At 70.8% G+C, this 12,273-nt stretch carries 12 protein-coding genes; 3 read left to right on the top strand and 9 right to left on the bottom strand.

The genetic code is table 11. The features are described 5' to 3' along the window. Nucleotide 1: 1 nt before the first annotated feature. Entirely contained in the window at nt 2-415 is a 414-nt protein-coding gene (locus tag F4558_RS29275) for a RidA family protein (protein ID WP_167946883.1), read from the bottom strand. 155 nt (nt 416-570) lie between these two features. Between F4558_RS29275 and F4558_RS29280 the strand changes: the two genes are divergently transcribed. Beyond that, a complete protein-coding gene (locus F4558_RS29280) occupies nt 571-1,257 on the top strand; it encodes a hypothetical protein (RefSeq protein ID WP_167946885.1) in 687 nt (228 codons plus the stop codon). A 99-nt stretch (nt 1,258-1,356) separates the two neighbouring features. Here F4558_RS29280 and F4558_RS29285 read toward each other — a convergent pair whose 3' ends face one another. The 6 genes from F4558_RS29285 to F4558_RS29310 all read right to left on the bottom strand — a co-directional run bounded on the left by F4558_RS29285 (nt 1,357) and on the right by F4558_RS29310 (nt 7,920). Then, nucleotides 1,357-2,364, bottom strand: coding sequence for a LacI family DNA-binding transcriptional regulator (locus tag F4558_RS29285; protein WP_053654217.1), 1,008 nt, complete (start codon nt 2,362-2,364; stop codon nt 1,357-1,359). A 22-nt stretch (nt 2,365-2,386) separates the two neighbouring features. Beyond that, nucleotides 2,387-3,766 carry a GH1 family beta-glucosidase gene (locus F4558_RS29290; RefSeq protein WP_167946887.1) on the bottom strand — a complete coding sequence of 460 codons (1,380 nt, stop codon included), beginning with the start codon at nt 3,764-3,766 and terminating at the stop codon, nt 2,387-2,389. Then, complete coding sequence (locus F4558_RS29295; RefSeq protein ID WP_167946889.1) at nt 3,763-4,596, bottom strand: carbohydrate ABC transporter permease; 834 nt, start codon at nt 4,594-4,596, stop codon at nt 3,763-3,765. Before F4558_RS29295 ends, F4558_RS29290 begins: the two co-directional genes overlap by 4 nt. Beyond that, entirely contained in the window at nt 4,593-5,588 is a 996-nt protein-coding gene (locus F4558_RS29300; protein WP_167946891.1) for a carbohydrate ABC transporter permease, read from the bottom strand. Before F4558_RS29300 ends, F4558_RS29295 begins: the two co-directional genes overlap by 4 nt. Nucleotides 5,589-5,658: 70 nt before the next feature. Then, the gene (locus F4558_RS29305; protein WP_053654209.1) at nt 5,659-6,966 is read right to left on the bottom strand and encodes an ABC transporter substrate-binding protein; all 1,308 of its coding nucleotides are present in this window, start codon (nt 6,964-6,966) and stop codon (nt 5,659-5,661) included. Between the two features lie 192 nt (nt 6,967-7,158). After that, nucleotides 7,159-7,920 (bottom strand): maleylpyruvate isomerase family mycothiol-dependent enzyme, encoded by a 762-nt coding sequence (locus F4558_RS29310; protein ID WP_053654207.1) that lies wholly within the window; start codon nt 7,918-7,920, stop codon nt 7,159-7,161. A gap of 69 nt (nt 7,921-7,989) precedes the next feature. On the opposite strand from F4558_RS29310, the gene F4558_RS29315 reads away from it, so the two are divergent. Beyond that, complete coding sequence (locus F4558_RS29315; protein WP_312877411.1) at nt 7,990-9,072, top strand: UDP-N-acetylmuramate dehydrogenase; 1,083 nt, start codon at nt 7,990-7,992, stop codon at nt 9,070-9,072. Nucleotides 9,073-9,097: 25 nt separating this feature from the next. Here F4558_RS29315 and F4558_RS29320 read toward each other — a convergent pair whose 3' ends face one another. Then, nucleotides 9,098-9,889 (bottom strand): class I SAM-dependent methyltransferase, encoded by a 792-nt coding sequence (locus tag F4558_RS29320; RefSeq protein ID WP_167946895.1) that lies wholly within the window; start codon nt 9,887-9,889, stop codon nt 9,098-9,100. A gap of 25 nt (nt 9,890-9,914) precedes the next feature. Then, the gene (locus F4558_RS29325; RefSeq protein ID WP_053655008.1) at nt 9,915-10,682 is read right to left on the bottom strand and encodes an SDR family oxidoreductase; all 768 of its coding nucleotides are present in this window, start codon (nt 10,680-10,682) and stop codon (nt 9,915-9,917) included. A gap of 216 nt (nt 10,683-10,898) precedes the next feature. On the opposite strand from F4558_RS29325, the gene mshA reads away from it, so the two are divergent. Continuing rightward, nucleotides 10,899-12,263, top strand: coding sequence for a D-inositol-3-phosphate glycosyltransferase (gene mshA / locus F4558_RS29330; protein WP_053655006.1), 1,365 nt, complete (start codon nt 10,899-10,901; stop codon nt 12,261-12,263). The last annotated feature ends 10 nt before the right edge of the window (nt 12,264-12,273 follow it).

Genomic DNA, 12,273 nt, shown 5'->3' on the forward strand with positions numbered 1-12,273 from the left:
GTCAGGCCCCCGTCCGTACGGCGGCGACGGCCTCGACCTCGACGAGCTGGTCGGTGTAGCCGAGCACGGCGACCCCCAGCAGGGTGCTGGGCGGGTCGTGGTCGCCGAAGCGGTCCCGCACGACCTCCCAGGCGGCCACCAGATCCGCCTGCCGGGACGACGCCACGTAGACGGTGGTCTTGACCACGTCGGTGAGGGTGGCGCCGGCTGCCGTGAGCGCGGTCTCCAGGTTCGCCATCACCTGCCGGGCCTGCGCCGCGTGGTCACCGGGCGCGACGGTACGCCCGTCGGCGTCCAGCGGGCACGCGCCGGCGGTGAACACCAACCGGGCGGGCGGCTCGACGGTGGCCGCGTACGCGTACTCGGCGGCGTCGGACAGGGCGGGCACGTGCAGCAGGGCGACGGGATCGGGCATGCCGGCGAGGCTAGCGACGATCGGAAGCGTGAGCGACGGATTAACCGGCCGTCTAACCCTGCGTTAGGGATAAAAAAGCAAACTAAGTCCACAATCAGCCTAGATGGGATTAACCTCCTAAAACGGTGGAAACATCGTGAATATCAGGGGGAATCGTGAGAGCAGTACTCGTCAAACTCGTCGCTACCGGGGCCATAGCCGGTGCGTTCCTGGTGGGGACGGGAGGTGCGGCGTTCGCCCAGCCGGACCCGACCCAGCCGGTGCCCAACGTCAGCACCCTCGACATCAACCCGGGCAACGTTCCCACGACCGCAGCCGTGTACAGCCAGGAATGCGACCCGAACCTCGGCGGTGGCCCGTTCCCGGACCAGGACGTGTGGGTGTTCAACCTGCCCGGGAACCCGCAGACCTCCGGTCAGTTCGTCACGGTCACCGGCACCTGGACCATCCCGGACGACGGCACCGTGAACCGGACGATCCCCACTGACGGTGGGGAGATCGTCAACGACATGGGCACCAGCAAGGCGTGGATCCGACTGCCCGCCGGCTGGACGCTGACCGACGCCACAGCGGTGATCACGGGTACGGCGGACTTCTTCGTGCTCACCCACACCTGTGCCGCCAGCGGCCAGCCGACCACCCCGCCACCCACCACCCCGCCGCCCACGAGCGCGCCGCCCACGAGCGCGCCGCCCACGGCTACCCCGACGAAGAGCCATCTGCCGATCACCGGCACGTCAGCGGGGGGAACCCTGGTCCCCATGGCCATCCTCGGCGTCGGTGCCGTGGCGCTCGGCGTCGCGCTGATCGCCGTGCGCCGTCGCCGGGACGCGCAGGGCTGATCGGGTCGCCGGGACGCGCAGGGCTGATCGGCCAGCACGGGCAGCGGCCCCGGAATACCCAGTGAGCCGGGGGCTCTCCTCGACGAGGAGAGCCCCCGGTTACGCCGACTCGCGGATGATCAGCTCGGTAGGCAGCATGATCGCCTGCTCGATGGTCTCGCCAGCGGCCAGCCGAAGCAGTTGCCGGGTCATCTGGCGACCGATCTCCACGATGGGCTGCCGGACGGTGGTCAGCGGCGGCTCGGTGTACGCGGCGGTCTCGATGTCGTCGAAGCCCACCACCGCCACGTCCTCCGGCACCCGCCGGCCGGCCTCGCGCAGCGTCCGCAGAGCCGCGTGGGCCATCAGGTCGGAGGCGGCGAACACGGCGTCCATGTCGGGGTGCTCGCTGAGCAGCCGGCGCGTGGCCTCCGCACCGGATTCCCTTGTGAAGTCACCCACGGCGATCAGCTCGGGCAGGCCGGCGGCGGCGACCGCCTCCCGGTAGCCGCGGAGCCGTTCGATGCCGGCGACCATGTCCTGCGGGCCGGCGATCGTGGCGATCCGCCGCCGACCGCTGTCGATCAGGTGGCGGACGGCTGCGGTGACGCCACCGACGTGGTCGACGTCCACGTACGGCACTGGCACGTCGCCGAGCGGTCGCCCGCTGCACACCACCGGGATGCCGAGCCGGGCCAGCGTCCCGGGCAGCGGGTCTGCGCCGTGCAGCGAGGCGAACAGCACCCCGTCGACGTGCCGGCCGGTGGTGAACCGTTCGACCCGGTGGTGCCCGGCGGGGGAGCCGGCAAGCATCAGCACGAGCTGCTTGTCGGCGGTCTCCAGCTCCTGGCTGACGCCGCGGATGATGCCGGGAAACACCTGGTCGTCGGAGAAGACCCGGGTGGCCGCTTCCGGCATGACAAGCGCGATCGAGTCGGTCCGTTGGGTGACCAGGCTGCGGGCGGCCAGGTTGGGCACGTACCCCAGTTCGGCGACGGCCCTGTTGACGGCCTCCCGGATGGGCTCGGCGACGGTGGTGGAGCCGTTGACGACCCGGGAGACGGTGGCCCGGGACACCCCGGCCCGTGCCGCCACCGCCTCCAACGTCGGCCGTTGCGCCGTCGTCATCGCGACTCCCCACCCCCGCTCGTCACAGCCCGTTCCGGGAGATCACCTCCTGGTACCACCGGGCGCTGGCCTTCGGTGTGCGCCGCTGGGTCAGGTAGTCGACGTGCACGATCCCGAACCGCTTGCGGTAACCCTCCGCCCACTCGAAGTTGTCCAGGAATGACCATACGAGATAACCGCGCAGGTCCACCCCCCGGGAGATCGCTTCGTGCGCGGCGCGCAGGTGCCCGTCGAGGTACGCGATCCGGTCGGTGTCGATCACCTGCCCCGGCCCGCCGGCCTGCTCGACGCCGGGCTTGTCGGGAAACGCCGCGCCGTTCTCGGTGATGAGCAGCGGCACCCCGGGATAGTCGGTGGCGATCCGTTCGAGAAGCCGGGTCAGCCCCGCGGGCTCGATCATCCAACCCATGTCGGTGAGTGGCCCGGTCGGCGGCAGGAAGTGCACAGCGCCCTCGGTGCCCGGGTACGCGGCGTTGCCCTCGCCGTCGGGCCGACCGGCGACGTAACCGGGCTGGTAGTAGTTGATCCCGAGCAGGTCGATCGGGGCGGCGATCAGCTTCTCGTCGCCGTCGCGGATGAACGTCGGCTCGACGATGCGAGCCACGTGCTCCCGCACGTCGTCCGGGTAGCCGCCGGCAAGCAACGGGTCCAGGAAGATCCGGTTGTGCAGGCCGTCGACCAGGCGGACAGCGGCGGCGTCGGCAGCGCTCTGCGGGTCCGCCGGCCGCACGTCGGCCGGATTGAGCGTGATGCCGACGCTGCGTGCCCCGGCCGACCGCAGCGCCCGCGCCGCCAGGCCGTGCCCGAGAAGCAGATGGTGTACGGCGGTGAACGCCGCCGCCGGGTCCTGCTCGCCCGGCGCGTGCACACCGTTGCCGTAGCCGAGGTACGCCGAGCACCACGGCTCGTTGAGCGTCGTCCACACGTCCACCCGGTCGCCGAGGCGGCCGTACACGGCTGTGGCGTACGTGGCGAAGTGCTCGGCGGTGTCCCTGTTGGTCCAGCCGCCACGGTCGCCGAGGGACTGCGGCAGATCCCAGTGGTAGAGGGTGACGATCGGATCGATTCCCCGGGCGAGGAGGGTGTCGGTCAGCCGGTCGTAGAAGTCCAGCCCGCGCGTGTTGACCGGGCCGGTGCCGTCGGGCTGGATCCGGGGCCAGGCCACGGAGAACCGGTACGCCCGCAGCCCCAGCTCGGCCATGATCGCCACATCGTCGGCGTACCGGTGGTAGTGGTCGCAGGCGACGTCGCCGGTGTGGCCCTGGTAGACCTTGCCCGGTGTGCGGCTGAAGGTGTCCCAGATGGACGGGCCGCGTCCGTCGTCGCGGGTGGCGCCCTCGATCTGATACGCGGCGGTGGCCGCTCCCCAGAGGAAATGCTCGGGAAATCGGAGTTCGTTCACGCCTTGACCGCACCTTCCATGATCCCACCGATGATCTGCCGCCCGAACAGCACGAAGACCAGCAGTAGGGGCAGCGTCGCGATGGCCGTCCCGGTGAACACCTGCGACATGTCCTGGTAATAGCCGTCCGACAGCGCTCGCAGGGAGAGCTGCACTGTGGGGTTCGCCGGGTCGTTCAGCACAGCGTACGGCCACAGGAAGTCGTTCCAGGTGGTCATGAACGTGAGCAGACCGAGGACTGCGGCGGCCGGGCGTAGCGCGGGCACCACCACGTGCCACCAGATCCGGGCGGTCCCGCAGCCGTCCATCCGGGCCGCCTCGATCAGTTCGTCGCTGATCGCCTGGCCGGCGTACTGCCGCATCATGAACACCCCGAACCCGGTGACCAGCACCGGGACGATCACCGCGGGCAGCCGGTCGTTCCACTGGAGCTTGCTCATGAGCATGTAGAGCGGAATCACGCCGAGCTGGGTCGGCACCATCATCGTCGCGATGATCACCAGCAGCAGCGCGTTGCGACCCCGGAACCGCAGTTTTGCGAAGGCGAAACCGGCCAGGCTGGAGAAGAACACCACCGAGACGGTCACCGTGGTGGCCACGACGGTCGAGTTGATCAGGCCGGTCAGAAAGTACGCGTCGGTGTTGTCGAAGAGGCGGGAGATGTTCGCGCCGAGGTTGCCGCCTGGGGTGATCGGCGGCGGCAGTTGGCCCATCGCGTCGTTGGTGCGGCTGGCGACGACGAACATCCACCAGATCGGAAAGACCGACAGGCCGCCGGCGACCACAAGGGCCAGGTAGGTGAGCGGGCTGGCCCGCCAGAGCCGGCTCATCGGGTGACTCCCTTCCGGGCGCCCGGCCGGGACCCGCCCAGCCGGCGCAGCACCAGCACGTTGACAGCCGCGACAACCGCGATGAGCGCGAAGAGGAGCCAGGCGACAGCCGACCCGTACCCGAAGTTGTAGTGCGGCGCGAATGCGTTCTCGAACATGTACATGGTCAGGGTCTGCGACTCACGCAGCGGTCCACCGCGGATCGGGTTGGTGCCGGAGTTGAACATCCGGGGCTCCGTGAAGAGTTGCAACCCGCCGATGGTGGCGATGATGGTGCAGAAGAGGATCGTCGGTTTGAGCATCGGCACGGTGACCGACCAGAACTGTCGGGCCCGACCGGCGCCGTCGATCGCCGCCGCCTCGTACAGGTCGCGGGGGATGGCCTGCATCGCGGCAAGGAGGATCAGCGCGTTGTAGCCGGTCCACCGCCAGTCGACCATCGTGGAGATGGCCACCCAGGAGGCGAGCCGGTTGGATTTCCACTCGATCGCGTCCACCCCGACCAGGTCGAGCATCCAGTTGATCATGCCGAACTCGCGGCCGAAGAGCACCCCGAACACGATCGCCACGGCCGCGGTGGAGGTGACGTTCGGGACGAGCACCGCCATCCGCCAGCCGGTGCGCCCGCGCAGTCCCCGGTTCAGCAGGTTGGCCAGCCAGAGCGCGGCGAGCAACTGCGGAACTGTGGAGATCACGAAGATGCCCATCGTGTTGACGAGTGCGTGCCAGAAGTCGGCGTCGGCGAGCAGTCGGGTGTAGTTCTCCGCGCCGACGAACGGGTGGTCGGTGCCGAGCAGGTCCCAGTCGTGCAGCGAGACCCAGAAGGTGTACACCAGCGGGTAGGCCCCGAAGACCGCGAAGAGCAGGAAGAACGGGGCGATGTAGAGGTACGGCGAGTAGCGGGTGTCGAGCCGGCTGAGCCGACCCGTCGATCGGCGGCGGGGCCCGGTTGCCGGTGCGGCCGGCGGGCGGGCGTCGAGCTGGACGGTCATGCCCGGGAACTCCTTTCGCCGTGTGTGCGGGCCTCCGGCGGACGGAGGCCCGCACACACGCTCGTTCGGGCTACTTGGCGGCGGCCTTCTTGGCGTTCGTCACCGCGTCCGTCCAGCCCTGCGCCGGGCTGCGCTGGCCCAGTTCCACGGTCCGCACGGCGTTCTCCACCTCGGTGCGTACGGCCTGGTTCTTGGGGCCCATGTAGACAGGCTTGAGGCTCTTCGCGCCCGCGCCGAAGATCGAGCCGATGGGCGCTCCGGAGAAGTACGTGTTCGTCGCGCCGGAGATCGCCGGGTCGTCGAGCGCCTGCGGCGAGGAGGGCAGCGGGCCCTTGGCCTTGAACGCGCCGATCTGGCCCTTGGCGCTGGTCAGGAACTTGGCCAGCTCGATTGCCTCGGCCTGGTGCTTGCTCTGCTTCGGTACGGCGAGGTGCGAGCCGCCCCAGTTGCCGCCGTTGCCGGGCACCTTGGCGATGTCCCACTTGCCCTGGGCGCCAGTGCCGGCGTTGCTCTCGATGACCCCGGTCATCCAGGCAGGGCAGGCGATGGTGGCGAACTTCGACTGCTTGAAGGCGGACACCCACTCCTCGGACCAGGAGCCGTACTTGCCGGAGAGGCCCGAGTCGACGATGTCCATAGTGGTGTCCCAGGCCTGCCGGATGGCCGGGTTGCTGTCGACGACCAGGTTGTCGCTGGTGTCGTAGTAGCTGTAGCCGGTGGTGTTGCCGGCGGTCTGGAGCAGGATGGTGTTGAACGTGTTGGTGGCCGCGTCGAGGAAGGACGCACCGGTCTTCGCGGCGACGAACTTCTCGCCTGTGGCGATGTAGTCCTGCCAGGTCGGCCACAGCTTGGAGACGGCCTCGCGCTCGGTGGGCAGGCCGGCCTTCTCGAACAGGTCCTTGCGGTAGCACATGGCGATGCCGCCGACGTCGGTGCCGAGGCCGATGAGCTGCTTGCCGTCGGCGGTCAGGCCGGCGTTCCACTTCCACTCGAGGAAGTTGCCCTTGAGGTCGGCGGCGCCGTGGTCCAGCAGGTTGACGAAGTTGTTGGGGTTCGCCTTGTACTCGACCATGAGGCCTTCCTCGATGGCCACCACGTCACCGGCGCCCCGGCCGGCGGCGAGCCACTGGGTCAGCTTCGGTGAGTACTCGTCGAGATTGGTGCCGGTGCCCCGCTCGACGATCTTCACGCCGGGGTTCGCGGCCATGTAGTCCTGGTAGAGCTGTTCGTAGCCGAACTGGCCGAAGACGTCGACGGTAAGCGTGATCGGCCCGTCTCCTTCGGCGTCGTCGCCACCGCCGCAGCCGGCGGTGACGAGAAGGGCGGTGGCGGCGACGAGGGCCACCGCGGCGAGGCGGCGGCGTGGGAAGACAGCCATGGGATATGGACCTCTCTCAAGGTGGTCAGGTGATGGCGGTAGCCAAGAGAGCGCTCTCACGACAGGGTGGTGGGTCCTCGACCCGCTGTCAAGAGAGCGCTCTCTCGGTTGTCCGAATCGATCCCGACATGCGACGAGGGCGCCACCGGGACCGGTGGCGCCCTCGTCGAGCCAGGTCGGCCCGTTACCAGATCAGCGGGTACGCAGGCCCTCCAGCAGCGCGCGATCCCCTGCCACGTCGAGCGTCTCGAAGCTGACCCGCCCCCAGAGCGCAAGCAGCAGGTCGCTCGCGGTGCCGCTTACCTGCGCACGGGCGTGATGGTCGTCGTGGTCGAAGATGGTCGCCGTGTCCAGCAGCGCCACCCCCTCGCCGCGCAGCCGCAGATACCACTGCTGCTCCGCGTCGGTCGACGTCAGCTGCACCACGCCGTGCCAGCCGCCCGGCGTCCGCCGCCGGCCCGCGGGCAGCCAGGTGTCCAGCACCTCGCTCACCCCGTCGGCCGCCAGCTTCGCCTCGATCGGCTCACCAGAGGCGATGGCGAGCTGGGCGTCCCAGCGGTGCACAGCCGTCTCGTGCGCCATCCGGCGCGGCCAGAAGCCCGCCCTCTTCGGCTGCGGCGCCCAGTTCCACGCCGGCGCCTCCGGGTCGAGCCCGTCGAACCGGGTGATCAGCTGGTCGTACCCCTGCTGCCAGAGCTGGAGCGGACTCACACCCGGCGGTATCTCCGGCGGCTGCGGGCGGGGCGGCGGCGCGCTCGTCTCGCCCGTCCCGACGAACGAACCCACCCAGTGGTAGATCCCGGCGAGGTGCAGGGTGAGGTCACCGACCGTCCAGCCGGGACAGGACAGCACAGGTGTCTCCGGCGGCGCCTCGGCGACCGCCGCAGCGAAGGCCGGACCCTCGGTCCGGAGTGCCCCAATCCAGAAATCCTTGCTGCCCTGCAGTCTGCTCATCGCCATCCTCCCGGGGGTGCCGAGCGACCAATGGGTGCTGCGGCTGCACATCAGCCTAAGGTGAGATACGTGTCAGACGCCTATGCCCAGCCGACAACCGAAACCGATCGTGCCATCCCGGTTCCACTGGCCCACCACACCACGCTGCGGATGGGCGGGCCGGCCAGGCGGATCGTAGCGGCGAAGGACGCCGACGAACTCGTCCGGGCGGTCCGGGACGCGGGCGACCCGGTCCTGGTCCTGGCCGGCGGCAGCAACGTGGTGATCGGCGACGCCGGCTTCCCCGGCACCGTCGTGCTGGTGCGCTCGCGGGGCCTGCGGGTCGTCGCCGAGGACACCGAAACCGTCACCGTACGTGTCGAAGCAGGCGAGCCGTGGGACGACCTGGTCGCCGCCACCGTCGCCAACGGCTGGGCCGGCCTGGAATGCCTCTCCGGCATCCCCGGCGCGACAGGGGCCACCCCGATCCAGAACGTCGGCGCGTACGGCCAGGAGGTCGCCGAGACGATCACCGGGGTCGAGGTGTACGACCGCGCCGAGGGCACCCGCCAGATGATCCCGGCCGGCGAATGCGGCTTCGCCTACCGGGGCAGCATCTTCAAGTACCAGGACCGCTGGATCGTGCTGTCGGTCGACTTCCGGCTCACCCGGTCACCGCTCTCCGGCCCGGTGCGCTACGCCGAGCTGGCCCGGGCGCTCGGTGTCGAGGTGGGCGACCAGGTGCCTCTTGTCGACGCGCGCGCGGCGGTGCTGCGGCTGCGCGCCGGCAAGGGCATGGTGCTCGACGCGGCCGACCCGGACACCCGTTCGGTCGGCTCCTTCTTCACCAACCCGGTGCTCGACCGGGCGACGTACGAGCTGCTCCGGGAACGCGCCACCGACCTGGGCGAACCACCGGCGTGGCCCGGACGCGACGACACAGTCAAGGTGAGCGCCGCCTGGCTGATCGACAAGGCGGGCTTCGAGAAGGGTCACCCCGGCCCGGGTGGTGTTGCCATCTCCGGCAAGCACACCCTCGCCCTCACCAACCGCAGCGGCACCGCCAGCACCAGCGACCTGCTCACCCTGGCCGGCACCATCCGCGACGCTGTGCACGCCCGCTTCGGCGTGACCCTGCACCCCGAGCCGGTCCTCATCAACTGCGCCTTCTGACAACCATCCCGGCGCGGCCGTACCGTCAGCCGCGCGGTGGCCAGGGGAGGGTCAGCTCGCCGTGGCGCCAGCGGTGCGGGCCGTGGAGGACGGGCCAGCCCGTCTCGCGCAGTTGGGCCACGGCTCGCAGCCACCGTTGACGCGGCCCGAACGGCGCGTAGGGGGCGGCGGCACGCCAGGCGTCGTCCAACGCGCCGATCAGGTCGTACACCGGCTCACCGGGGACGTTGCGGTGGATCAACGCCTTGGGCAGTCGTTCGGCCAGCTCGGCGGGGCTGCCCAGGGTCGTGAGTTTCGCGGCGAGTGTCAGCGTCTGCGGGCCTTCGGCGTCGATCAGCAGCCAGCTCGCGAGCCGGCCCAGCTCGTCACAGGTGCCCTCGACGAGCGCGCCGCTCGGGGCGAGGGCGGCGGTCATCGTCCGCCACGCCTCGGGCACCTCGCGCTCGTCGTACTGTCGCAGGACGTTGAACGCGCGGACCAGCACCGGCCGCAATCCGGCCAGCTCGAAGCCACCTCGGGCGAAGGTCAGGCCCGGCGGGTCGGCGGCCGGCGTCGCGGCGGCCACCCGGGCCGGATCGATCTCCAGCCCGACCAGGCGTACGTCCGGACGGACGCCCGCGGCCAACCGTGCCCGCAGCTCCACGGCGGTCACCGGGGTGGCACCGAAGCCGAGGTCGACCACGAGCGGGTCGGCCGCAGCCCGCAGCCGGTCGGCGCAGGTGGCCACGATCCAGTTGTCCACCCGGCGGAGCCGGTTCGGGTTCGTGGTGCCCCGGGTGACAACGCCGAGCGGCCGGCGTCGCGCCGTCCCGCTCATCGTGACCTCCCGACGACCGTGCGCCTCACGGGTTGACGCGGTGCACCTTGTGCTGCGCGGCCTGCGCCCTCGGCCGTACCACCAGCCGATCCACGTTCACATGCTCGGGGCGGGTGGCGCACCAGGCGATGCAGTCCGCCACGTCCTCGGCGACAAGCGGATCGGGAACCCCTGCGTAGACGGCAGCCGCCCGGTCCGCGTCGCCCTCGAAGCGGACCAGCCCGAACTCGTCTGTCTTCACCATCCCGGGGTCGATCTCGATCACCCGCAGCGGCCGGCCGCACAGCTCCAGCCGCAACGTTCCCGCGATGGCGGTCTGCGCGTGCTTCGCGGCGGTGTACCCGCCACCGCCCTCGTACACCGTCAGCCCGGCCGTGGAGGAGACCACGACGATGGTCCCCGAACCGGACGCCTCCAGCGCCGGCAGCAGCGCCTGGGTCACCCGCAGCGTGCCGAGCACGTTCACGTCGTACATCCACTGCCAGTCGTCGACGGAGCCGGACTCCACCGGGTCCAGACCGCGCGCGCCGCCGGCGTTGTTCACCAGCAGGGTAACCGGCCCGGGTGCCCGCGCCGCCGCCTCGGCGAGCCCGGCTACCGACTCGTCCGAGGTGACGTCGCAGGTCACCGCGGTTGCCTGACCGCCGGCGGAGGTGATCTCGGTGACCAGACCGGCGAGCCGGTCGGTGCGGCGGGCGGCGGCGAGCACGTAAAAACCGTCGGCGGCGAGCCGGCGGGCGGTGGCCGCCCCGATCCCGCTGGACGCTCCGGTGACGATGGCGACAGAGGTCATCCGTTCATTGTCGCGCGCCCGTCCGCTCCGCTCCGGTCCGGCGTCGACACGGGCGGGACCGGACCGGACAGAGGCGGCCGTGATGAGGTCCGTCACGCCCGGGGCCCGTGCCGGCGAATTTCCGTGGTCGGGTGGGGAAGATGACATCCGGCGTACAGGTTGACCGAGATGCGCCGGTCGTGCGAGACGACGTTGACCGTGGCAGAGGGAGCGGACGTGGCGGAAGTGCACACCGGTGTCGGTCGTCAGCGAGGTGCTCGACCGTGGCCCCGGCCGCGTCGCATCGCCACCCTGTCCGTACACACCTCCCCGCTGCACCAGCCCGGCACGGGCGACGCCGGCGGGATGAACGTCTACATCCTGGAGGTCGCCCGGCGGCTCGCCGAGGCCAACGTCGAGGTGGAGATCTTCACCCGGGCAACCTCTGGTGACCTGCCCCCGGTGACCGAGATGGCCCCCGGTGTGCAGGTCCGGCACATCACCTCCGGCCCCCTGGAAGGGCTCACCAAGGAGGAACTGCCCGGCCAGCTCTGCGCCTTCACCGCAGGGGTGCTGCGCGCCGAGGCATCCCGGCCACCCGGTCACTACGACCTGATCCACTCCCACTACTGGCTCTCCGGGCAGGTCGGTTGGCTGGCCAAGGAACGTTGGGGAGTGCCGCTGGTACACACCGCGCACACCCTGGCGAAGGTCAAGAACGCCCAGCTCGCGGCCGGGGATCGTCCGGAGCCCAAGGCCCGGGTGATCGGCGAGGAGCAGGTGGTCGCGGAGGCGGACCGCCTGGTCGCCAACACCCGCGTGGAGGCCCGCGACCTGGTCGAGCGGTACGACGCCGACCCCAGCCAGGTCGCCGTCGTGCAGCCCGGCGTCGACCTGGCACGGTTCCGGCCCGCTCCCGGCGACCGGCACGTGGCCGCACAGGCCGCCCGTCGCCGCCTCGGGCTCCCCGTCGACGGGTACCTGGTGGCCTTCGTCGGCCGGATCCAGCCCCTGAAGGCACCCGACGTGCTGATCCGCGCGGTCGCCGCGCTGCGCGAGCGTGACCCGGCCCTGGCCGATCAGGTGACTGTCGCGATCTGCGGAGGGCCCAGCGGCAGCGGTCTGGACCGGCCGACGGCACTTATCGAGTTGGCCAGCACGCTGGGAGTCAGCGACCGGATCCGCTTCCTGCCGCCGCGCACCGGCGACGACCTGCCGGCCCTGTACCGGGCCGCCGACCTGGTCGCGGTGCCGTCGCACAACGAATCCTTCGGCCTGGTCGCGCTCGAGGCACAGGCCTGCGGTACGCCGGTGCTGGCCGCAGCCGTCGGCGGGCTTGTCACCGCCGTACGGGACCAGGTGAGCGGGGTGCTCATCGACGGGCACGACCCGGTGAACTGGGCCCGCGCGCTGGCCCGCCTGCTTCCCGACCGGGCCCGCAGGGCGGTGCTCGGCCGGGGCGCCGAACAGCACGCCCGGCACTTCTCCTGGGATCGCACGGTCTCGGGCCTGCTCGACGTCTACGGCGAGGCGGTCGCCGCGCGCCGCGCACGGCTCGCCGCCGACCTGGCGGGTGACCCGGCGCTGTCCTGCTCCTGGTGATCGAGGGCAC

Origin of the sequence: Micromonospora profundi (assembly GCF_011927785.1) — a bacterium.
GTDB lineage: Bacteria > Actinomycetota > Actinomycetes > Mycobacteriales > Micromonosporaceae > Micromonospora > Micromonospora profundi.